Genomic DNA, 20,476 nt, shown 5'->3' with positions numbered 1-20,476 from the left:
CTATGCCGCAACTTGATGAATACCTCCGCCAACTAGCGCCCTCCATGACCCAATGGCGCCGTGATTTTCACCTGCACGCTGAATCCGGCTGGCTGGAGTTTCGCACCGCCAGTAAGGTCGCGGATATTCTTGACGGGCTAGGCTATCAGCTGGCGCTAGGCCGCGACGTCATCGATGCCGACAGCCGGATGGGGCTGCCGGACGAGGAGACCCTGGCCCAGGCTTTCGAACGCGCCCGCGAACAGGGCGCGCCGGAGCGCTGGCTGCCGGCGTTTGAAGGCGGTTTCGCCGGCGTGGTGGCCACGCTCGACACCGGGCGGCCCGGGCCAACCCTGGCCTTTCGCGTCGATATGGATGCCCTCGATCTCAACGAACAGCATGACGATAGCCACCGCCCCCATCGCGATCATTTCGCCTCCTGCAACGCCGGCATGATGCACGCCTGCGGCCATGACGGCCATACCGCCATCGGGCTGGGGCTGGCGCATGTGCTCAAGCAGTATGCCGCCCAGCTCAATGGCGTCATTAAACTGATTTTCCAGCCTGCTGAAGAGGGTACCCGCGGCGCCCGCGCGATGGTGGCCGCCGGCGTGGTTGATGACGTGGATTATTTCACGGCGATCCATATAGGGACCGGCGTCCCGGCAGGTACCGTCGTCTGCGGTGGAGACAACTTTATGGCCACCACCAAATTCGACGTGCAGTTCAGCGGCGTGGCCGCCCACGCCGGCGGCAAGCCCGAGGACGGGCGCAACGCGCTGCTGGCCGCCGCCCAGGCCGCCCTTGGCCTGCACGCCATCCCGCCGCACAGCGCCGGCGCCTCGCGGGTCAACGTCGGGGTGATGCAGGCCGGTACCGGGCGCAACGTGGTGCCCTCTTCCGCGCTGTTAAAAGTGGAAACCCGCGGCGAAAGCGAAGCCATTAATCAGTACGTGTTCGAGCGGGCGCAGCACGTCGTCGCCGGGGCTGCGGCGATGTACGAAGCCCGCTACGAACTGCGCATGATGGGCGCGGCGACCGCCAGCGCACCGTCGCCGGCGTGGGTGGACTATCTGCGCGAACAGGCCGCCCGGGTGCCCGGCGTGCAACAGGCGGTGGATCGCATCGCCGCCCCGGCGGGCTCGGAAGACGCCACCCTGATGATGGCCCGGGTCCAGGCGCGCGGCGGCCTCGCCTCGTACATGATTTTCGGCACTGAACTCAGCGCCGGTCACCACAACGAAAAGTTTGACTTCGACGAGAGCGTGATGGCGGTAGCGGTCGAAACCCTGGCGCGCGTCGCGCTTAACTTTCCCTGGCAGCGGGGGGTGTAATGGAAGCCATTTTTCAGTTTGTGGACGAGGTGGTTGAGGCACAACGCGACACTTACTGCGCCATCGCCGACGACATCTGGGACCACCCGGAGACCCGCTTTGAGGAGTTCTGGTCAGCCCAACGGCTGGCCGACGCCCTGGAGGCGGAAGGTTTTCAGCTCACTCGCGATGCCGGCGGGATCCCGAATGCCTTTATCGCCAGCGTCGGTGAGGGCCAACCGGTCATTGCCCTGCTCGGCGAATTTGACGCCCTGGCGGGACTCAGCCAGCAGGCCCACAGCGCGGAACCGACGCCCTTGACACCGGGAGCCAACGGCCACGGCTGTGGGCACAATCTGCTCGGCACCGCGGCATTCGCCGCGGCGGTCGCCGCCAAAGGCTGGCTGCAGCAGCACGGCGACAGCGGCACTCTGCGCTTCTACGGTTGTCCCGGCGAGGAAGGCGGTTCGGGAAAAACCTTTATGGTGCGCGAAGGGTTGTTTGATGATGTCGATGCGGCGCTGACCTGGCATCCGGAAGCCTGGGCCGGGATGTTCAGTACCCGCACCCTCGCCAACATTCAGGCGGCATGGCGATTTACCGGCACCGCGGCCCACGCCGCTAATTCGCCGCACCTGGGCCGGAGCGCGCTGGATGCCGTCACCCTGATGACCACCGGCAGCAATTTCCTCAATGAACATATCATCGAGAAGGCGCGCGTCCATTACGCCATTACCGATACCGGCGGCGTCTCGCCCAACGTGGTGCAGGCGCAGGCGGAAGTGCTGTATTTGATCCGCGCGCCGGAGATGGCCGACGCTGAGCAAATCTTCGCCCGCATAGAGAAGATTGCCCAGGGGGCCGCGCTGATGACCGAGACCCAGGTCAGCTGCCGCTTTGAAAAAGCCTGCTCCAGCTATCTGCCCAACCGCACGCTTGAGGCGGCGATGTATCAGGCGGTCTGTCATTACGGTACCCCCGCCTGGAGCGACGAGGAACGCGCTTTTGCCGCGGCGATCCGCGCCACTCTCAGCGCCAATGATATTAACAACAGCCTGAACAATATTGCCGGCACCAGTGGCGAGGAAGGCAAAACGTTCGCTCGTCGCCACCGCGACACCTTGCTGATTGATGAGGTGGCGCCCTGGGCGGCCACGGATAACGTCCTCGCCGGATCCACCGACGTCGGCGATGTTAGCTGGAAAGCGCCGGTGGCCCAGTGCTTCAGCCCGTGCTTCGCGGTGGGTACCCCGCTGCACAGCTGGCAGCTGGTGAGCCAGGGCAGAACCTCCATTGCCCATAAAGGGATGTTGCTGGCGGGGAAAGTCCTCGCGGCGACCGCCATCCGTTTATTCAGCGACAGCGCCCTGCTGGAGGCCAGCCAGCAAGAGCTCAGGCAGGTACTGGCCGAACGCCCCTATCGTTGCCCGATCCCGGCGGAGGTGAGTCCGTCCGTTTTACGATAACCACTTAGAGGCTACTCCTGGCCAACGCTGACCGGATCGCGGCACGCACCGCCCATAATAACCGCCGGCAGTACGGGAGCAGGCCTGCCCAACACAACAACGACAACAGAGGAATGCCCATGAGTATGTCATCCATACCGTCATCTTCCCCCGGCGGAAAGCGCTATGGCTGGGTAGAGAAGATCGGTAACAAGGTCCCGCACCCGTTTTTGCTGTTTATCTATCTCATCGCCGTGCTGATCGCTGCCACGGCAATCCTCTCCGCCCTCAACGTTGGGGTACAAAACCCAACTGACGGTTCGCGGGTGGTGGTCAAAAACCTGCTCAGCGTGGAAGGATTGCACTGGTTTTTGCCGAACGTGATTAAAAACTTCAGCGGTTTCGCGCCGCTGGGCGCGATCCTCGCCCTGGTGCTGGGCGCCGGCTTTGCCGAGCGGGTGGGCCTGTTACCGGCGTTGATGGTCAAGATGGCCTCGCACGTCAGCGCCCGCTATGCCAGCTATATGGTGCTGTTTATCGCCTTTTTCAGCCATATCTCTTCCGATGCGGCGCTGGTGATTATGCCGCCGCTGGGGGCGCTGATGTTTCTTGCCGTCGGTCGGCATCCTGTCGCTGGTCTGCTGGCGGCGATAGCCGGCGTGGGCTGCGGCTTTACCGCCAATCTACTGATTGTCACCACCGACGTGCTGCTCTCCGGGATCAGCACCGAGGCGGCAAAGTCCATCGATGCCTCTTTGCACGTCAGCGTGATCGACAACTGGTACTTTATGGCGACCTCGGTGATCGTTCTGACGCTCGTCGGCGGACTGATCACCGATAAGCTGGTCGAGCCGCGGCTGGGCCAGTGGCAAGGCAGTCGTGATGAAAAGCTGCAGACGCTGACGCCCGGGGAGCGGTTCGGCCTGCGCATCGCCGGCGTGGCGACGCTGGTATTCGTGGCGGTCATCGCCCTGATGGTGGTCCCCGAAAACGGTATTCTTCGCGATCCGGTTCAGCATACGGTCATGCCCTCGCCGTTTATCAAAGGCATCGTGCCGCTAATTATCTTTTTCTTCTTTGTCGTGTCGCTGGCATACGGCATCGCCACCGGCAAAATTCGCCGCCAGGCCGACCTGCCGCAGTTGATGATTGAGCCGATGAAAGAGATGGCCGGGTTTATCGTGATGGTCTTCCCGCTGGCGCAGTTCGTGGCGATGTTCAACTGGAGCAACATGGGCAAGTTTATGGCCGTCGGGCTGACGGATCTGCTGGAGAGTTCAGGCATGAACGGTGTTCCGGCGTTTGTCGGTCTTGCGCTGCTGTCGGCTTTTCTGTGTATGTTTATCGCCAGCGGCTCGGCCATCTGGTCGATTCTGGCGCCGATCTTCGTGCCAATGTTTATGCTGTTGGGCTTTCACCCGGCGTTTGCGCAGATCCTGTTTCGTATCGCTGATTCATCGGTGCTGCCGCTGGCGCCGGTGTCACCGTTTGTGCCGTTGTTTCTCGGCTTTCTACAGCGCTACCGGCCGGATGCCCGCCTCGGCACCTACTACTCGCTGGTGCTCCCTTACCCGCTGATTTTTCTCGCCGTCTGGCTGCTGTTGCTGGTGGGCTGGTATCTGGTGGGACTGCCGATCGGCCCTGGCATCTATCCGCGGCTGTCTTAACCCACCGATGCGCCAGGGACGGCCGCCTTAGCTTAACGCGATATCTTCACTTTGAACTTACGGGTCGCTTCCCCGGCTCCGGCGAATATGCCGAAAAGCGCGCGATACCCTCGCTCAAGCAACAGCGACATACCGTGAATAACCAGACCGCTGAAGATCAGTACGATTACGCCAGTCAGTATATATTGCATAGCTCCACCTCTGAGTTATTAACCGCGCCGCGCCGACGCGGTAGCACTTTCCCGAGCGCGCACAGCGGCGCGGAGGACCGACGTCGTCAGCTTAAAAGTAGCAAAAACCCTGTCCGGTAACCCGCCAGGATCGATCCAAAAATAAATCATCGTGGCGATCGCAGAATGCCTCCACGGCGGATAGCCCGCCGTGCTATCTGGCGATGCGGTTTTACCTTTTGGGAGTATAGTTGACTGCCGTCAGCGCGTGGTATCGTGTGCCTCTCATGTACGATGGTGGATGACAGAAACGATGTTGACCTTGCTGCAGGATAAAATGGATACCCCGCTGGGGCCGTTGTGGGTGCTTTGCGACGAACAGTTTAATTTGCGCGCCGTCGAGTGGGACGAGCACCGCGATCGGATGGAAACGCTGCTCGACGTTCACTATCGCCGGGAAGGCTATCAGCGCGTCGACTGCCGCAATCCCGGCGGTCTCAGCAGTAAGCTGAGCGACTATTTTGCCGGCGATTTAGCCATTATCGAGACTCTGCCTACCGCCACCGCCGGCACCCCTTTTCAGCGCCAGGTCTGGCAGGCGTTACGCGATATCCCCTGTGGCCAGGTGATGCACTACGGCCAACTGGCCGAGGCGCTCGGTCGTCCCGGCGCCGCGCGCGCGGTGGGCGCCGCCAATGGCGCCAATCCGGTGAGTATCGTGGTGCCCTGCCATCGGGTCATCGGGCGCAACGGCACCATGACCGGCTATGCCGGCGGCGTACAGCGTAAAGAGTGGCTTTTGCGTCACGAGGGCTATCTGTTGCTTTGACTGAAAATGCCTTTTCTGGAATTTTCAGGTAATTTTACAATCAAAAGTGGCGTAATAATCTGTTTTTAATCAAATAGATACACAGGCGATTTGATTTACCCTGCTGATATTACGTGTTTCCGGGCCTGAAGACTTACCTGCTGATCAAAAAGATGTTAAAATTGACCAATATCAATTAAGGCCTGAGCAGACATATGATCCCTGAGAAGCGAATTATTCGACGCATTCAGTCTGGCGGTTGTGCAATCCATTGTCAGGATTGCAGCATTAGCCAGCTCTGCATCCCCTTTACTCTGAACGAGCATGAGCTTGATCAGCTGGATAATATTATCGAGCGGAAAAAGCCTATCCAGAAAGGTCAAACCTTGTTCAAAGCCGGTGATGAGCTGAAGTCGTTGTACGCTATTCGCTCCGGGACCATCAAAAGCTATACCATCACCGAGCAAGGTGATGAGCAGATCACTGGCTTCCATCTGGCGGGCGACCTGGTGGGCTTTGACGCCATCGGCACCGGTCTGCACCCGAGCTTTGCGCAGGCGCTGGAAACCTCGATGGTCTGCGAGATCCCCTTCGAAACCCTTGACGATCTTTCCGGAAAAATGCCCAATCTGCGTCAGCAGATGATGCGCCTGATGAGCGGTGAGATTAAAGGCGACCAGGATATGATCCTGTTGCTTTCCAAAAAGAATGCCGAAGAGCGCCTGGCCGCGTTTATCTATAACCTTTCTCGTCGTTTCGCCCAGCGCGGCTTCTCGCCACGTGAGTTCCGGCTGACCATGACCCGCGGCGATATTGGCAACTATCTCGGCCTCACCGTCGAAACCATCAGCCGTCTGCTGGGCCGTTTTCAGAAAAGCGGCATGCTGGCGGTGAAAGGCAAATATATCACTATTGAAAACAGCGATCTGCTGGCCCAGCTGGCCGGGCAGGCGCGCAACGTCGCTTAATCTCTGCGCAATACCTGGTCACGATCGGCAATTTTTTCAGATTTGTTGATCTGACCAGGCTCCTCCCCTGTTTCAATTCATCCATATAGGTTATCTTTTTAATAACTGACGGTAGCTGCAGTTGTAAGGAGACCCTGTATGGCGAAGTATCAGAGCATGCTGGTAGTAATCGATCCTAACCAGGACGACCAGCCGGCGCTAAGGCGAGCGGTGTACCTGCACCAACGGATTGGTGGACGCATCAAAGCCTTTTTGCCGATCTATGATTTTTCCTATGAAATGACCACCCTGCTGTCGCCGGACGAGCGGACGGCAATGCGCCAGGGCGTCATTGCCCAACGAACGGCCTGGATCCGCGAGCAGGCGAAATTCTACCTGGAATCGGGCGTGCCGATTGACGTGAAAGTGGTGTGGCACAACCGTCCCTTCGAAGCGATTATTCAGGAGGTGGTCAGTGAGAAACACGATCTGCTGCTGAAGATGGCCCACCAGCACGACAAACTGGAGGCGGTGATCTTTACCCCGACGGACTGGCATCTGCTGCGTAAATGCCCTTGCCCGGTGTGGATGGTCAAAGACCAGCCGTGGCCGGAAGGCGGCAAAGCGCTGGTCGCCGTCAATCTCGCCAGCGAAGAGAATTATCACAACACCCTTAACGAGAAGCTGGTTCGCGAGACGCTGTCGCTGGCGGAAGAAGTCAACCACACTGAAGTGCACCTGATCGGTGCCTACCCGGTGACGCCGATCAATATCGCGATAGAACTGCCGGATTTTGATCCCAGCGTCTACAACGACGCGATCCGCGGCCAGCATCTGCTGGCGATGAAAGCGCTGCGGCAGAAGTTTGGCATCGATGAAAAATTCACCCACGTCGAAAAAGGACTGCCTGAAGAGGTGATCCCGGACCTCGCCGAGCATCTGCAGGCGGGGATCGTGGTGCTGGGAACGGTCGGACGTACCGGCCTGTCGGCGGCGTTCCTCGGCAATACCGCGGAACAGGTTGTCGACCACCTGCGCTGTGACCTGCTGGTGCTGAAACCGGAGGCCTACCAGACGCCGGTGGAACTGGACGACGACGACGACGATTAACCGCTACCACTCATCTTCCCCCGCCTCGCGGGGGATTTTTTTGCTTGCTGCCAGCCAGGCACAAAAAAAGGGCCGTTGGCGGCCCCTGTCACTGTCCAGCGAGAATGGCTTAGTGGATACCCAGACGCCAGGCCAGATCGATCTCTTCTTTCAGCTCCAGCGAGGAGAGCGCCATCAGGTCAGCAAACTCCAGCTCCAGCAGTTTAAGTTTTTTCAGATACTGCGCTGGGGTCATGACGGTGGGGTCGCGGCGTAAGAATTCGATGGCCATCTGCGTTGGGGTTAACTCGGTATCCATAATATCCTCAGTCTGATGTAAGAACAGGAACATTATATCACCTCTTGCCGCTTATTTTATGAACAATTCCAGGCATTCCCCTGCATATAAAAAAGCCGTCTCACAGGAGACGGCTTATAAACAAACGTTGTAAAACAATTATGTTACATTACAGCGCTTTCAGGATCGCATCGACGCTGGCTTTAGCATCGCCAAACAGCATATGAGTGTTCTCTTTAAAGAACAGCGGGTTCTGTACGCCGGCGTAACCGGTGTTCATTGAACGCTTAAAGACCACCACATTCTGCGCTTTCCACACCTCGAGCACCGGCATGCCGGCGATCGGGCTCTTCGGATCGTCCTGCGCCGCCGGGTTGACGGTATCGTTGGCGCCGATCACCAGCACGGTGTCGGTGTCGCTGAAATCGTCGTTGATCTCATCCATCTCCAGCACGATGTCGTAAGGCACTTTGGCTTCCGCCAGCAGGACGTTCATATGCCCCGGCAGGCGCCCGGCCACCGGATGAATACCAAAGCGTACTTTGATACCCCGCGCCCGCAGCTTCTCGGTAATTTCTGCTACCGGATACTGCGCCTGAGCCACCGCCATACCGTAGCCCGGGGTGATGATCACCGAGTGCGAGTTTTTCAGCATCTCCGCCGTCTCTTCGGCGCTAATCTCGCGATGCTCGCCCACTTCTTCATCGCCGCCGCTGGAGGAACCATCGGTGCCGAAGCCCCCGGCGATCACGCTGATAAAGGAGCGGTTCATCGCCTTACACATAATGTAAGAGAGGATGGCGCCGGAAGAGCCCACCAGCGCGCCGGTGACGATCAGCAGGTCATTACTCAGCATAAAGCCCGCCGCCGCTGCCGCCCAGCCCGAGTAGGAGTTGAGCATCGAGACCACCACCGGCATGTCCGCACCGCCGATAGAGGCCACCAGGTGCCAGCCAAAGGCCAGCGCGATCGCGGTCATCACCAGCAGGCACAGGACCTGGGTGCCGGTGCTGTCAGAGCGAACAAAAATCACCATCAGGATGAAGGAAACCACCAGCGCCGCCAGGTTCAGCTTATGGCGATTGGGCAGCATCAGCGGCCTGGAGGAAATTTTGCCGCGCAGTTTACCAAACGCCACCACCGAACCGGTGAAGGTCACCGCGCCGATGAAGATCCCGAGGAACACTTCGGTCAAATGAATATTGACCAGAATTTGCTCCATACCGGTTTCATGCTGCAGGTAGCTGTTGAAACCCACCAGCACCGCTGCCAGACCCACGAAGCTGTGCAGGATAGCCACCAGCTCCGGCATCTCGGTCATCTCGACCTTCTTCGCCAGACGAATACCGATCGCCCCGCCGATCACCATCGCAAGAATAATCCAGCCGACGTTGCCGGCGTCCGGCCCCAGGATGGTAGCGATCAGGGCAATGGCCATCCCGGCGATGCCGAAATAGTTGCCCTGCTGCGACGTTTCGTGTTTCGACAGGCCCGCCAGGCTGAAAATAAACAGGATTGCAGCAACAATGTATGCAGCCGTTACTAATCCACCAGACATGTGCTACCCCTTATCCTTTGCGAAACATTTTCAGCATGCGCTGAGTCACGGTAAAACCACCGAAAATATTAATGCTGGCGATCAGCACCGCGATAAAGCTCAGGAAGCTGACCCAGCCGCCGTGGCCTATCTGCAACAACGCGCCAACCACGATAATGCCCGAAATGGCATTGGTCACCGACATCAGCGGCGTATGCAGCGCATGGGAGACGTTCCACACCACGTAGTAACCCACCACGCAGGCCAGCGCGAAGACGGTGAAATGGCCGAGGAACTCTTTTGGCGCCACGTTGGCCAGCCAGCCGAAGAGAATAATCGCCAGCGCCATCAGCGCATATTTGCGCCACGGCGACGCCGGTTTCACCGCTTCTTTCGGCGCTTCCACTTTTTTCGCCGCGGCCTGCGGCTGAGCGGAGACCTGAATCGGCGGCGCCGGCCAGGTGATTTCACCTTCGCGAACAACGGTCACGCCGCGCACTACCACGTCATCGAAATCGATAACGATATTGCCGTCTTTCTCTTTGCACAGCAGCTTCAGCAGGTTCACCAGGTTGGTGCCGTAGAGCTGGGAGGACTGGGTCGGCAGACGGCCAGGAAGATCGGTGTAACCGATGATTTTCACGCCGTTGGCGGTGGTCACCACTTCGCCCGGTACGGTGTACTCACAGTTGCCGCCGTTTTGCGAGGCCAGATCGACCACCACGCTGCCCGATTTCATGGAGTCGACCATTTCGCGGGTGATCAGCTTCGGCGCCGGTTTGCCCGGGATTAACGCCGTGGTGACAATGATATCGACCTCTTTCGCCTGCGCGGCGAACAGCGCCATTTCAGCCTTAATAAAGGCCTCAGACATCACCTTGGCGTAGCCATCGCCGCTGCCCGCTTCCTCTTTAAAGTCCAGCTCGAGGAACTCGGCGCCCATACTCTGCACCTGCTCCTTCACTTCCGGACGGGTATCGAAGGCGCGAACAATAGCGCCCAGGCTGTTGGCGGCGCCAATCGCCGCCAGACCGGCTACCCCGGCGCCAATGACCATCACCTTGGCGGGCGGAACCTTGCCTGCCGCCGTAATCTGCCCGGTAAAGAATCGACCAAATTCATGCGCCGCTTCAACGATAGCGCGGTACCCGGCGATGTTGGCCATTGAGCTGAGCGCATCCAGCGACTGGGCGCGGGAAATACGCGGCACGGAATCCATCGCCATTACGTTGATATTACGGGCCGCCAGTTTTTCCATCAGCTGCGGGTTTTGCGCCGGCCAGATAAAACTAATCAGCGTGGTCCCCGGATTCAGCAGGGCAATTTCATCGTCATTCGGAGCATTGACCTTAAGGATGACATCAGACTGCCATACCTCGTCGCCGGTCACGATTTCAGCTCCTGCCTCGGCAAAGGCCTCATCGTCAAAGCTGGCCAGCTTCCCGGCGCCGCTTTCTACCGCGACGCTAAAGCCGAGTTTGAGCAATTGCTCAACGGTCTTCGGCGTGGCGGCGGCCCGGGTCTCCTGGGCTAGCCTTTCTTGTGGTACACCAATACGCATAGTTTTCCCTTCCATCGGTTTTTGATGATGGTTTACTTTTCTGCCCAACAACGCCAGGACGGCAAAATCTTCCTCGCCATCTTTCGCTGTCTACAAAATGAAACAGTAACAAACTTTTTATAACCTACTGAAAATACCGATTGTGATCTACTGCGATAAAACACAAATTTTGATTTTATTGCTTATTGTCAGCTCAGATGGGTCCGGGCAGCAATATTTACCTGAATTTGCCGCCCAGGCCTGATAATCCGCTTATCCTGCGGTATAAAACGCCATTTATCGCCATTGAGATCATTGTGTTAACATTACATTAACTAATAAAAGTGGTATTGATTATCGTTTTTGCTGGTCAAGCGCCTGTTTTTTCAACATATCGAAAAATGTTATCTTTCCGTAGTATACGATTCGGGCGGCAAGCAAAAATTGACGCAGACAGTCACGGCGATTAAATGCAATAATCAAACGTTTTCAGTCAACAACAACACCAGTATATGGTTTGCGCAAGGCAAAGGATTATTTTTATGAAGCTTAAAAACACCCTCCTGGCGTCTGCTCTCCTGACAACCGCCACGTTGTCTGCCCATGCAGCGACCGAGTTGACCCCGGAGCAGGCGGCTGCGCTGAAGCCCTACGATCGCGTTGTCGTCACCGGCCGGTTTAATGCCATTGGCGATGCGGTACAGGCAGTATCGCGCAAAGCCGACAAAGACGGCGCGGCCTCATTCTATGTTGTCGACACGTCGGACTACGGCAATGGCGGCAACTGGCGCGTCACGGCTGACCTTTATAAAGAAGACGCGCCGAAAGCGGATGCGCCGAAGAATCGCATTATCAACGGCGTGATGGAGTTGCCGAAAGATCAGGCCGTTGAGCTGATGCCTTACGACACCGTCACCGTTCAGGGCTTCTATCGCAGCCAGCCGGAAGTCAACGACGCCATCACCAAAGCGGCGAAAGCAAAAGGCGCCTATGCGTTCTTTATCGTCCGCCAGGTTGACGCCAACCAGGGCGGCAACCAGCGCATTACCGCTTATATCTACAAAAAAGATGCTGAAAAACGCGTGCTGCAGAGCCCGGACGCGATCCCGGCTGACTCTGAAGCTGGCCGCGCAGCGCTGGCCAAAGGCGGCGAAGCGGCGAAGAACGTGGAAATTCCGGGCGTTGCCACCACCGCCGCGGTGGGTTCGGGTACCGGCGTTGGGCGTTTCTTTGAGACTCAGTCTTCGAAAGGTGGACGTTACACTGTCACTCTGCCGAACGGCACTAAGGTCGAAGAAGTGAACAAAGTGACTGCGGCGCAAATGGTGCCGTTCGATAACATCCAGTTCACCGGCAACTACGGCAACATGACCGAAATCTCCTATCAGACGGCGAAACGCGCGGCGAAGAAAGGGGCGAAGTACTACCACATCACCCGCCAGTGGCAGGAACGCGGCGGCAACATCACCATCAGCGCCGATTTGTACAAATAATCGCTGCTGGCTGGCTAAAAAGGCGGCGCATTGCCGCCTTTTCATTTTTTTTCATCCCCCGCCATTGCATGGCCCCCGGACACTCCGTAAAATCCCGCGCCTTAGCGCAATCCTCCATTTTTATGCGATTTCGCAAAATAAATATTCTGGAACAGCCATTTTCACCTCGGGAATGCAATGGAAAAGAAACTGGGCCTGAGCGCCCTGACCGCCCTGGTCCTTAGCTCAATGCTCGGCGCTGGCGTATTCAGTTTGCCGCAAAATATGGCTGCCGTGGCCAGCCCCTCCGCTCTGCTCATTGGCTGGGCCATCACCGGCGTCGGGATCCTGTTTCTCGCTTTCGCCATGCTGCTGTTGACCCGTATTCGTCCCGACCTCGACGGCGGGATCTTCACCTACGCTCGCGAAGGATTCGGCGAACTGATCGGCTTCTGCTCCGCCTGGGGATACTGGCTGTGCGCGGTGATCGCCAATGTCTCCTATCTGGTTATCGTCTTTTCGGCGCTCAGTTTTTTCACCGATACCCCTGAGCTGCGCCTGTTTGGCGATGGTAATACCTGGCAGTCTATCGTTGGCGCGTCGGTTCTGCTGTGGGTCGTCCACTTTCTGGTCCTGCGCGGTGTCCAGACGGCAGCGGGGATTAACCTGGTGGCCACCCTCGCCAAGCTTCTGCCGCTGGGCGCCTTCGTCGCGCTCGCCGCCCTGGCCTTTCAGCTGGATACGTTCCGCCTCGATTTTAGCGGCCTGGCGCTGGGCGTGCCGGTATGGGAGCAGGTCAAAAACACCATGCTGATCACCCTGTGGGTGTTTATCGGCGTGGAGGGGGCGGTAGTCGTGTCCGCGCGGGCGCGACACAAGCGCGACGTTGGCCGCGCGACGCTGCTGGCGGTGCTGTCAGCCCTCGCGGTGTATCTGCTGGTCACCCTGCTGTCGCTGGGCGTCGTGCCGCGCAGCGAACTGGCCGAAATGCGCAACCCGTCGATGGCGGGACTGATGGTCAGGCTGATGGGGTCGTGGGGGGAGATCGTCATTGCCGCCGGGCTGATCGTGTCGGTGTGCGGCGCTTATCTCAGCTGGACCATCATGGCCGCGGAGGTGCCTTTCCTCGCCGCCACTCATAAAGCCTTCCCGCGCCTGTTTGCCCGTCAGAATAGCAACAACGCCCCCTCCGCCTCATTGTGGTTGACCAATATCAGCGTTCAGGTATCGCTGGTGCTGATCTGGCTGACCGGGTCGGACTACGGCACGCTGCTGACTATTGCGTCAGAAATGATCCTCGTGCCTTATCTGCTGGTCGGCGCCTTTCTGCTGAAAATCGCCACTCGCCCGCTGCATAAAGCGGTGGCTATCGGCGCCTGTATTTATGGCATATGGTTATTATACGCGTCGGGGCCTGTGCATTTGCTGTTGTCGGTGGTACTTTACGCTCCGGGTCTTCTGGTCTTTTTGTACGCCCGACGTACGCACCAGCACGATCGTTCGCTCAAACGCCGCGAAGTGGCGCTAATTGGTTTATTGCTGGTTGCCGCTGTGCCGGCAACGTGGATGCTGGTGGGGTAAGCGGTCGCCCTGCCGCAGAACGCATAGGAGATACCCATGGCTGAACAACAGCCCCGCCCGATTCTGATCACAGGAGCAGGCCGCCGCATCGGCCTCGCTCTGGCACACCATTTTCTGCAGCAGCGCCAGCCGGTCATCGTCAGCTATCGTACGCCCTATCCGGCGATTGACGGCCTGCGCGAAGCGGGCGCGCTCTGCCTGCAGGCCGATTTTAGCAGCGATGACGGCATTCTGACCTTCGCTGAAGCGGTCAAATCACACACCGACGGTCTGCGCGCCATCATCCATAACGCCAGCGACTGGATGGCGGAAAAGCCGGGCGTCCCGCTGAGCACCGTCATCAACCGCATGATGCAGATCCACGTCCACGCCCCCTATCTGCTCAACCATGCGCTGGAGGCGTTGCTGCGCGGCCACGGCCATGCCGCCAGCGACATTATACATATCACCGATTACGTGGTGGAGCGCGGGAGCGACAAACATATCGCCTACGCCGCCAGCAAAGCCGCCCTGGATAACATGACCCGCTCCTTCGCTCGCAAGCTGGCGCCAGAGGTTAAGGTCAACGCCATCGCGCCGTCGCTAATCATGTTTAATGAGGGTGACGACGAGGCCTATCGTCAGCAGGCGCTGGATAAATCGCTGATGAAAATCGCCCCTGGCGAAAAAGAGATTAGCGATCTCATCGATTACCTGTTTACCAGCCGCTACGTTACCGGCCGCTCATTCGCTGTCGACGGCGGCCGCCCGCTGCGCTAGTGGAAACGGCTCCAGCCGAGGATTAACAGCCAGGCGCACAGCCCCCAGCATCCCACTGCGCCTGCCAGCGCCAACGGCAGGCGCATAATCCCGGTGAAATACCACAGTGACAGCAGATAGATAAAATAGGGAAGAATCGACCACATGCCGAATACGATGGTCGCGCGCAGGGCTTCGATCCCCCGCTCGCTGGCGACAATATAATGGGCGATGAGCGCAAAGGTGGGAAACAGCGGGACCAGGCCAGCGATAGCGTAGTTTTTGGTTTTCGCCAGCACGCCAATCAGCACCACCACCAGCGCTCCCAACAGCCCTTTGATTAACAGCCCCATGCCCGTATGCCTTAACAGTGAATCAATAAGTTAGGGCAGCATAGCGGATTTAACGCTGTTTATAAAAGAGTAATGGCGGGTAAAATAAGTGCGGTGTATGTTACTTCTTTTACTGATGTGCAATAGACATGAATAAAATCGTTTTTGTTGAGGATGACCCTGAGGTAGGCACGCTGATCGCCGCCTATCTCGGCAAGCATGATATGGATGTGGTGGTCGAGCCTCGCGGCGACCGCGCTGAGGAGGTGATCGCGCGGGAGAAACCGGATCTGGTGCTGCTGGACATTATGCTGCCCGGCAAGGACGGAATGACGCTCTGTCGCGATCTGCGCGGGCAATGGCAAGGGCCGATTGTCCTGCTGACTTCGCTCGACAGCGATATGAACCATATCCTCTCCCTGGAGATGGGCGCCAGCGATTATATTCTGAAAACCACGCCGCCAGCGGTACTTCTCGCGCGACTGCGTCTGCATTTGCGCCAGCATATTGCTCCGGCAGGCGCCGGATCCGCCTCCTCAACGCTCACGCCACATAAAACCATCTCCTTCGGCTCGCTGACCATTGACCCGGTCAACCGCCAGGTGCTGCTTGGCGGAGAAAACGTCGCCCTGTCGACCGCCGATTTCGATCTGCTGTGGGAGTTGGCCACCCACGCCGGGCAGATTATGGACCGCGACGCACTGCTGAAAAATTTACGCGGCGTTACCTATGACGGGATGGATCGCAGCGTCGACGTGGCTATCTCCCGCCTGCGCAAAAAACTGCTCGACAACGCCACGGAGCCCTATCGTATTAAGACCGTTCGCAACAAAGGCTACCTGTTCGCCCCTCACGCCTGGGATAACTAAGCAGCCCTTCTGCGGCCCTGCGAGGGGCCCGCTCATCGCGCGCTCGCCGGCGGCAAAGTTATCACGTTTGCTGCCTGCTGCGTTCGTCCCTGGCGCGCACATTCATCACCGGAACTTGTCATATTGATTAAATCAATAGAATTAGCCGTACAGAACCCCATCACATAACTCCTCAATATGATTGTGCTCAAGGACTTACCGCTGTCAGAGTGGCATAAAGCCTGAAAACACAGGACTTTTGCATGATGAAATACGTTGTACTTTTGGCACTCTCACTGTTCACTTCTCTCTCTGGCTGGGCTTTTTCCCTCGACAACGCCGATATTCGACTCCTCTGTCCGCAGCGCGGGCAAATCGAGGTGATCCTTCATCGCTATGAACATACCCAGCAATCCTGGGGGCAGCATCACTTTGAAACCGGCGGCGGCCACGTTCGCCAGGGGCCGCTGCTGGTGATCCCGTTTGCCAACCTCGATCAGATGATTTACCACCAGACCACCGGCGAGTTTGCTTTCTGGTATGCCGAAACGGAAAAACTGGTGCGCTGTCGGCTGCTGAGTCTGACGACCACCTATCCGGTAGACATTCCTTATTATCGTGAGTAGCGTATCCATGGACGCACACAATACGATTGCCCTGCTCCCCCCGAGGGTGAAGAAATCACCGCATCGAGTGACACTGTCACCTTTTCACCGTTCTGTCTCCAGGCTGGCTATTGTCAGGGGGCATAAACCCTGCTTTGATAGCGTATCGATGATTTCCCCGCGCCTCGCCCGGGGATATCGATAACATTGACTCCCCGACGCGCAGAAGATGCCCCTGGGGCGCCAGACAGGTTTCTCTTGAATACGCGGTAATGTAATGAAAAAGCTGTTCGTGCAGTTCTATCTTCTGCTCTTCGTCTGCTTTCTGGTGATGACCATGCTGGTCGGTCTGGTCTATAAATTTACCGCGGAGCGCGCCGGACGGCAGTCGCTTGACGATTTGATGAAAAGCTCGCTGTATCTGATGCGCAGCGAGCTGCGGGAGATACCGCCGCGCGACTGGAGCAAGACCCTTAAAGAGCTGGACCTGAATTTATCGTTTGATCTGCACATCGAGCCGATCAGCAAATTTAAGCTGTCGGAAAGCTCGATGCAGCACCTGCGCGCCGGCGATATCGTCGCCCTCGACGATCAGTACACCTTTATTCAGCGCATTCCCCGCAGCCACTATGTGCTGTCGGTGGGCCCGGTGCCCTATCTCTATTTTCTGCATGAGATGCGCCTGCTGGACGTGGCGCTAATGGCGTTTATTGCTATCTCTCTGGCCTTTCCGGTGTTTATCTGGATGCGCCCGCACTGGCAGGACATGCTGCGCATTGAGACGGCCGCCCAGCGCTTTGGCGAAGGTCACCTCAGCGAGCGCATTCACTTCGACAGTATGTCCAGCTTCGAGCGGCTCGGGGTGGCCTTTAACCAAATGGCCGATAACATTAATGCGCTTATTGCCAGCAAAAAGCAGCTGATTGACGGCATCGCCCATGAACTCAGGACACCGCTGGTACGCCTGCGCTACCGTCTGGAGATGAGCGAGAATCTCACCGAGGCGGAATCGCAGGCGCTGAACCGCGATATCGGTCAGCTGGAGGCGCTGATTGAAGAGCTCCTGACCTACGCCCGCCTCGACCGCCCGCAGACGGAGCTCAGCCTGACGACTCCCGATTTTCCCGCCTGGATCAGCGATCACGTCGAGGATATCCAGATGGTTAACCCACAGCGCGAGGTCGCCCTGGCGACGCTGACCCACGGTAACTACGGCGCGCTGGATATGCGACTGATGGAGCGGGTGCTGGATAATTTGGTCAATAACGCCCTGCGCTACAGCAGCCAGCGGGTGGCGGTCAGCCTGACGCTGCAGGGTTCGCGCGCATCGTTGCTGGTTGAGGATGACGGCCCGGGAATCGCCCCCGAGGAGCGCGAGCGGGTGTTTGAGCCCTTTGTCCGCCTTGACCCCAGCCGGGACCGGGCGACAGGAGGCTGCGGCCTCGGCCTGGCGATTGTCCACAGTATCGCCCAGGCGATGGGCGGCGAGGTGCGCTGCGAGGCCAGCCCTCTCGGCGGCGCCCGCTTCTGCTTTAGCTGGCCGGTCTATCATCAGCTGCCTGATTTCACCTCTGCCTGAATAAAACTTGCGCAGAAGCCGCGGGCTGGGTATGCTGCAAAAATCTAATAGTATGTTGTAACTAAGGTGGTAATAATGGCCAGCTACGACCTCGTTGAACGTCTGAATAATACCTTTCGCCAGATCGAGCTGGAGCTGCAGGCGCTCCAGCAGGCGTTAAGTGACTGCCGTCTGCTGGCGGGCCGGGTATTTGAACTGCCGGCGATCGGTAAGGATGCCGAGCACAATCCGCTGGCCACTATTCCGGTGGTGCAGCACATCGGCAAGACGGCCCTGGCGCGCGCCCTGCGCCACTACAGCCATCTGTTTATCCAGCAGCAATCGGAAAACCGCAGCAGCAAGGCCGCCGTACGCCTGCCGGGGGCTATCTGCCTGCAGGTTACCGCCGCGGAGCAGCAGGATCTGCTGGCGCGTATTCAGCATATCAATGCCCTGAAGGCCACCTTCGAGAAGATCGTCACCGTCGACTCCGGCCTGCCCCCCACCGCCCGTTTTGAGTGGGTACACCGTCATTTGCCGGGGTTGATCACCCTAAGCGCCTACCGCACGCTGACGCCCCTCGTCGACCCGAGCACCATCCGCTTCGGCTGGGCCAATAAGCACGTCATCAAGAATCTGACCCGCGACCAGGTGTTGATGATGCTGGAGAAAAGCCTGCAAGCGCCGCGGGCGGTGCCGCCGTGGACCAGGGAGCAGTGGCAGAGCAAACTGGAAAGGGAGTATCAGGATATCGCCGCCCTGCCGCAGCGGGCGCGGCTGAAAATAAAACGACCGGTGAAAGTCCAGCCGATCGCCCGCGTCTGGTACGCCGGCGAGCAGAAACAGGTACAGTACGCCTGCCCCAGCCCGCTGATCGCCCTGATGTCCGGCAGCCGGGGGGTCAGCGTACCGGATATTGGCGAGCTGCTGAACTATGATGCCGACAATGTGCAGTATCGCTACAAACCGGAGGCGCAGTCGCTGAGATTGCTTATCCCGCGCCTGCACCTCTGGCTGGCTAGCGAATAGCCAGGCTGCCGACCATCTCTTCCGGGCGCACCCAGCTGTCGAATTCGGCTTCCGTCAGGTAGCCCAGCGCCAGCGCCGAGGCTTTGAGAGTCAGCCCCTCATGGTGCGCTTTTTTAGCGATTTCCGCCGCCTTGTCGTAGCCGATATGGGTATTCAGCGCAGTAACCAGCATTAGCGACTCATTGAGCAACTGACTGATCCGCTCGCGATTCGGTTCAATACCCACCGCACAGTGCTCGTTAAAGCTCGCCATACCGTCCGCCAGCAGACGCACCGACTGCAGGAAGTTGTGGATGACCATCGGGCGATAGACGTTAAGCTCAAAGTTGCCGGAAGCACCGCCGATATTCACTGCCACGTCGTTGCCCATCACCTGGCAGCAGACCATGGTCAGAGCTTCGCACTGGGTTGGGTTAACCTTGCCCGGCATAATCGATGACCCTGGCTCGTTTTCCGGGATGGCGATTTCACCAATGCCGCAGCGGGGGCCGGAGGCCAGCCAGCGGACATCGTTAGCGATTTTCATCAGCGAGGCCGCCAGGCCTTTCAGCGCGCCGTGGGCATGGACCAGGGCATCCACAGTGGCCAGCGCTTCGAATTTGTTCGGCGCGGTGACAAATGGCTGTCCGCTGAGCGACGCCAGCTCGGCCGCCACCCGTACGGCATATTCCGGATGGGTATTCAGCCCGGTTCCTACCGCCGTCCCGCCCAGCGCCAGCTCGGCAAGATGCGGCTGACTGGCTTCAATGTGCTTCAGGCTATGGTCCAGCATCGCCACCCAGCCGGAGATCTCCTGGCCTAAGGTGAGCGGCGTGGCGTCCTGCAGATGGGTGCGGCCGATCTTGACGATATCCCTGAAGGCCACCGCTTTTTCATTGAGCGTCGCCCGCAGCGCCTGCAGCGACGGGATCACTTTTTCCCGCAGGGCAATCAGCGCCGCGACGTGCATGGCGGTGGGGAATACATCATTTGAGCTCTGGCTCTTATTCACATCGTCATTGGGATGAATTTTTCGCGCCATCCCCCGTTCTCCGCCGAGCAGTTCACTGGCGCGGTTGGCCAGCACCTCGTTCATATTCATATTGCTTTGGGTGCCGGAGCCGGTCTGCCAGATAGCCAGGGGGAACTCCTGCGCGTGCTTTCCGGCCAGCACTTCGTCAGCGGCGGCGACGATCGCCCCGGCTTTCTCCGCCGTCAACAGTCCGAGATCCTGGTTAACCTTCGCCGCCGCCCGCTTGGTCAGCGCCAGGGCGTATATCAGCTCCCCGGGCATTTTTTCGGTCGAGATGCGGAAATGCTCCAGCGAGCGCTGGGTCTGGGCGCCCCAGAGTTTATCGGCCGGGACCTCGATGGCGCCCATCGAGTCTTTTTCACTGCGATGCGTTGTCATTACTTTCTCCTTGGATGAAAAGTGCGTCATAGCGACAAAGCTCACCTGCTTAAAAGACTAAGTATTGGCCAGATTGATAAGTTGTTTTGGTGGTTCGTGCCGCGAAGCGACATAAAAAAAGCCCCCCCCC

General features: G+C 58.5%; 19 protein-coding genes. 13 read left to right on the top strand and 6 right to left on the bottom strand.

The annotated features are described in order from the left end of the window. Positions 1-2 precede the first annotated feature (2 nt). The 3 genes from HMPREF9538_RS01535 to abgT all read left to right on the top strand — a co-directional run bounded on the left by HMPREF9538_RS01535 (position 3) and on the right by abgT (position 4,404). Positions 3-1,313 (top strand): M20 family metallo-hydrolase, encoded by a 1,311-nt coding sequence (locus HMPREF9538_RS01535; RefSeq protein WP_009760675.1) that lies wholly within the window; start codon positions 3-5, stop codon positions 1,311-1,313. Next, entirely contained in the window at positions 1,313-2,758 is a 1,446-nt protein-coding gene (locus HMPREF9538_RS01540) for a M20 family metallopeptidase (RefSeq protein WP_004176321.1), read from the top strand. Before HMPREF9538_RS01535 ends, HMPREF9538_RS01540 begins: the two co-directional genes overlap by 1 nt. Positions 2,759-2,877: 119 nt before the next feature. After that, positions 2,878-4,404: a p-aminobenzoyl-glutamate transporter gene (abgT, locus tag HMPREF9538_RS01545; RefSeq protein ID WP_002903400.1), complete on the top strand. Its 1,527-nt coding sequence runs from the start codon at positions 2,878-2,880 to the stop codon at positions 4,402-4,404. A gap of 32 nt (positions 4,405-4,436) precedes the next feature. On the opposite strand, the gene HMPREF9538_RS01550 is transcribed toward abgT, so the two are convergent. Further along, positions 4,437-4,595, bottom strand: coding sequence for a hypothetical protein (locus tag HMPREF9538_RS01550; protein WP_002903398.1), 159 nt, complete (start codon positions 4,593-4,595; stop codon positions 4,437-4,439). A gap of 292 nt (positions 4,596-4,887) precedes the next feature. Here HMPREF9538_RS01550 and ogt point away from each other — a divergent pair, with 292 nt between their 5' ends. From ogt to uspE, 3 genes are all read left to right on the top strand, one after another. Further along, entirely contained in the window at positions 4,888-5,403 is a 516-nt protein-coding gene (ogt, locus tag HMPREF9538_RS01555) for a methylated-DNA--[protein]-cysteine S-methyltransferase (RefSeq protein WP_004224598.1), read from the top strand. Between the two features lie 194 nt (positions 5,404-5,597). Then, the gene (fnr, locus tag HMPREF9538_RS01560; RefSeq protein ID WP_002903394.1) at positions 5,598-6,350 is read left to right on the top strand and encodes a fumarate/nitrate reduction transcriptional regulator Fnr; all 753 of its coding nucleotides are present in this window, start codon (positions 5,598-5,600) and stop codon (positions 6,348-6,350) included. A gap of 138 nt (positions 6,351-6,488) precedes the next feature. Beyond that, positions 6,489-7,439, top strand: a complete 951-nt coding sequence (gene uspE, locus HMPREF9538_RS01565; protein WP_002903391.1) for a universal stress protein UspE — start codon at positions 6,489-6,491, stop codon at positions 7,437-7,439. A 109-nt stretch (positions 7,440-7,548) separates the two neighbouring features. On the opposite strand, the gene HMPREF9538_RS01570 is transcribed toward uspE, so the two are convergent. The 3 genes from HMPREF9538_RS01570 to pntA form a co-directional block, all read right to left on the bottom strand. Next, positions 7,549-7,737: a YdiH family protein gene (locus tag HMPREF9538_RS01570; protein WP_002903388.1), complete on the bottom strand. Its 189-nt coding sequence runs from the start codon at positions 7,735-7,737 to the stop codon at positions 7,549-7,551. Between the two features lie 148 nt (positions 7,738-7,885). Further along, positions 7,886-9,274, bottom strand: coding sequence for a Re/Si-specific NAD(P)(+) transhydrogenase subunit beta (pntB, locus tag HMPREF9538_RS01575; protein ID WP_002903386.1), 1,389 nt, complete (start codon positions 9,272-9,274; stop codon positions 7,886-7,888). A gap of 10 nt (positions 9,275-9,284) precedes the next feature. Beyond that, positions 9,285-10,814, bottom strand: a complete 1,530-nt coding sequence (pntA, locus tag HMPREF9538_RS01580; protein WP_004148265.1) for a Re/Si-specific NAD(P)(+) transhydrogenase subunit alpha — start codon at positions 10,812-10,814, stop codon at positions 9,285-9,287. A gap of 521 nt (positions 10,815-11,335) precedes the next feature. Between pntA and ydgH the strand changes: the two genes are divergently transcribed. The 3 genes from ydgH to folM all read left to right on the top strand — a co-directional run bounded on the left by ydgH (position 11,336) and on the right by folM (position 14,605). Continuing rightward, positions 11,336-12,286: a DUF1471 family protein YdgH gene (gene ydgH, locus HMPREF9538_RS01585; protein ID WP_002903384.1), complete on the top strand. Its 951-nt coding sequence runs from the start codon at positions 11,336-11,338 to the stop codon at positions 12,284-12,286. A 177-nt stretch (positions 12,287-12,463) separates the two neighbouring features. After that, on the top strand, positions 12,464-13,846 hold the full coding sequence (locus HMPREF9538_RS01590) for an amino acid permease (RefSeq protein ID WP_004183892.1): 1,383 nt from the start codon (positions 12,464-12,466) through the stop codon (positions 13,844-13,846). Positions 13,847-13,882: 36 nt separating this feature from the next. Further along, entirely contained in the window at positions 13,883-14,605 is a 723-nt protein-coding gene (gene folM, locus HMPREF9538_RS01595) for a dihydromonapterin reductase (RefSeq protein WP_004176334.1), read from the top strand. Here folM and HMPREF9538_RS01600 read toward each other — a convergent pair. Continuing rightward, positions 14,602-14,937 (bottom strand): GlpM family protein, encoded by a 336-nt coding sequence (locus tag HMPREF9538_RS01600; RefSeq protein WP_002903379.1) that lies wholly within the window; start codon positions 14,935-14,937, stop codon positions 14,602-14,604. The two genes, folM and HMPREF9538_RS01600, sit on opposite strands and share 4 nt — an antisense overlap. Before the next feature lie 128 nt (positions 14,938-15,065). On the opposite strand from HMPREF9538_RS01600, the gene rstA reads away from it, so the two are divergent. The 4 genes from rstA to tus all read left to right on the top strand — a co-directional run bounded on the left by rstA (position 15,066) and on the right by tus (position 18,956). After that, entirely contained in the window at positions 15,066-15,785 is a 720-nt protein-coding gene (rstA, locus tag HMPREF9538_RS01605) for a two-component system response regulator RstA (RefSeq protein ID WP_002903377.1), read from the top strand. 242 nt (positions 15,786-16,027) lie between these two features. Next, entirely contained in the window at positions 16,028-16,390 is a 363-nt protein-coding gene (locus tag HMPREF9538_RS01610) for a hypothetical protein (protein WP_009760669.1), read from the top strand. A 256-nt stretch (positions 16,391-16,646) separates the two neighbouring features. Then, on the top strand, positions 16,647-17,948 hold the full coding sequence (gene rstB / locus HMPREF9538_RS01615; RefSeq protein WP_004151564.1) for a two-component system sensor histidine kinase RstB: 1,302 nt from the start codon (positions 16,647-16,649) through the stop codon (positions 17,946-17,948). Between the two features lie 75 nt (positions 17,949-18,023). Beyond that, positions 18,024-18,956 carry a DNA replication terminus site-binding protein gene (tus, locus tag HMPREF9538_RS01620; protein ID WP_009760668.1) on the top strand — a complete coding sequence of 311 codons (933 nt, stop codon included), beginning with the start codon at positions 18,024-18,026 and terminating at the stop codon, positions 18,954-18,956. On the opposite strand, the gene fumC is transcribed toward tus, so the two are convergent. Beyond that, on the bottom strand, positions 18,946-20,346 hold the full coding sequence (gene fumC / locus HMPREF9538_RS01625) for a class II fumarate hydratase (protein WP_002903315.1): 1,401 nt from the start codon (positions 20,344-20,346) through the stop codon (positions 18,946-18,948). The genes tus and fumC overlap by 11 nt on opposite strands. Positions 20,347-20,476 lie beyond the last annotated feature (130 nt).

Source organism: Klebsiella sp. MS 92-3, assembly GCF_000195655.1.
In the GTDB taxonomy this organism is placed as follows: domain Bacteria; phylum Pseudomonadota; class Gammaproteobacteria; order Enterobacterales; family Enterobacteriaceae; genus Klebsiella; species Klebsiella pneumoniae.
The sequence above is the reverse complement of the archived record's forward strand: the minus strand, read 5'-3'. Positions and strand labels throughout refer to the sequence as shown.